This is a genomic window from Nocardiopsis chromatogenes YIM 90109 (assembly GCF_000341185.1).
Taxonomy (GTDB): domain Bacteria; phylum Actinomycetota; class Actinomycetes; order Streptosporangiales; family Streptosporangiaceae; genus Nocardiopsis_A; species Nocardiopsis_A chromatogenes.
In genome coordinates, this window is sequence record NZ_ANBH01000365.1 from 1 (window position 1) to 1,387 (window position 1,387).

The 1,387-nt window shown below is 75.7% G+C and carries 2 protein-coding genes; one reads left to right on the forward strand and one right to left on the reverse strand.

The features are described from left to right. Nucleotides 1-740 (forward strand): helix-turn-helix transcriptional regulator (locus tag D476_RS0130690; RefSeq protein ID WP_017627699.1); only part of this gene is annotated, 740 nt, incomplete at its 5' end. Between the two features lie 9 nt (nt 741-749). Here the strand turns inward: D476_RS0130690 and D476_RS0130695 are convergent. Further along, nucleotides 750-1,304: a maltokinase N-terminal cap-like domain-containing protein gene (locus D476_RS0130695; RefSeq protein ID WP_017627700.1), complete on the reverse strand. Its 555-nt coding sequence runs from the start codon at nt 1,302-1,304 to the stop codon at nt 750-752. Nucleotides 1,305-1,387: the final 83 nt, after the last annotated feature.

Here is a 1,387-nt window from a genome sequence, read left to right on the forward strand (position 1 = left end):
GGGAGGAGGTGGCGCGGCTGGCGTTCATCTCGACGGAGTACTACACGCGGCTGGAGCAGGCGCGGGCCCCGCGCCCGTCGGGCGAGGTGCTGGCGGGGGTGGCCCGCGCGCTGCGGCTGTCGGACGCCGAGCGCGACCACATGCACCACCTGGCGGGCTCCCCGCCGGGGCCGCCGCCCGGCCCTTCCCGCGAGGTGCGGCCGAGCATCCTGGCGCTGTTGGAGCGGCTGCCGAACGCGGCGGCGATCGTCCTGTCGGCGACCTATGAGGTGATCGCCTGGAACGCGCTGGCGGCGGCGCTGCTGGAGGACTTCTCGGCGGTGCCGCCGCGCGACCGCAACCTGCTGCGCCGGTACTTCCTCGGGTCGGGGCGGGAGCTGTTCAGCGCGGGCGCCGACGGGTTCGCGGGCTCGGCGGCGCGGCGGCTGCGCGCGGCCGCCGCGCGCTACCCGGAGGACCCGGAGGTGGCGGGGCTGGTGCGGGAGCTGCTGGAGGGCAGCGCCGAGTTCGCCCGGCTGTGGGCGTCGCACGACGTGTGCGCCCGCCCCGCGCTGTGCAAGACGCTGCGGCACCCGGTGGTGGGCCCGGTGACGGTGGTGTGCGACGTCCTCGACATCGCCGACCGGGACCAGCAGGTGGTGATCTACACGGCCGAGCCCGGCACGTCGTCGGAGGAGGCGATGCGCCTGCTGTCGGTGGTGGGCACCCAGCGCATGGATGCCGCGGAGCGGCAGGGGTAGCGCCCTTGGTCAGCCGGAGGCGAGGACGCCCCAGCCCTGTGTGCCGTCGGGCATCGTCCAGACGCCGGTGACGTGGCCGTTCGCCCCCTCGGAGAGCGCGTCCGCCGGGACCCGGTGCACCCGGGGCTCGGCAACGGCGGTGCCGACGGAGACCTCGACGTCCTGGGCGACGGCGTCGCTGGTGCTCTGCTCCTGGGCCTGGACCCGGCCTTCGAGCAGGGCCGAGAGCTGGGCCACGGCCACGGGGTCGTGGCGGGCGTCGTAGACCCAGCGCGTCCCCAGGACGCCGTGCTCCATGGTGCCGACGAGGGCGTCCTCCGCCCCGTCGAGCGGGGCGCCCCGGTAGGTGAGCGGGACCAGGTAGGCGGTCGGGGCGGGTCCGCACCCGTCGGCGACCACCATGAACTCGATCCCGACCTCGCCCTCCGGGTCGTCCAAGCGGAAGCCGCCGGCCTTGGAGAGCTCCGGTTCCCCCTCCCCGCGGTACCAGGGCCGGGAAGGGAGCCAGGCGGTGAGCAGCTCCAGCTTGGTGGGGCGCAGGACGGTGCGGTGGATCACGGCCATGCCTCATCCTCCCATGGCCGCGGAGACCGCCACCATTGCGAGGCCCCCGGCGGCGGTGACGGCGGGCTTGGCGAATCCGGGGG

Coding starts and splice junctions, on each gene's coding strand:
- D476_RS0130695 (WP_017627700.1), bottom strand. CDS start 1,304: ATGGCCGTGATCCACCGCACCGTCCTGCGCCCCACCAAGCTGGAGCTG.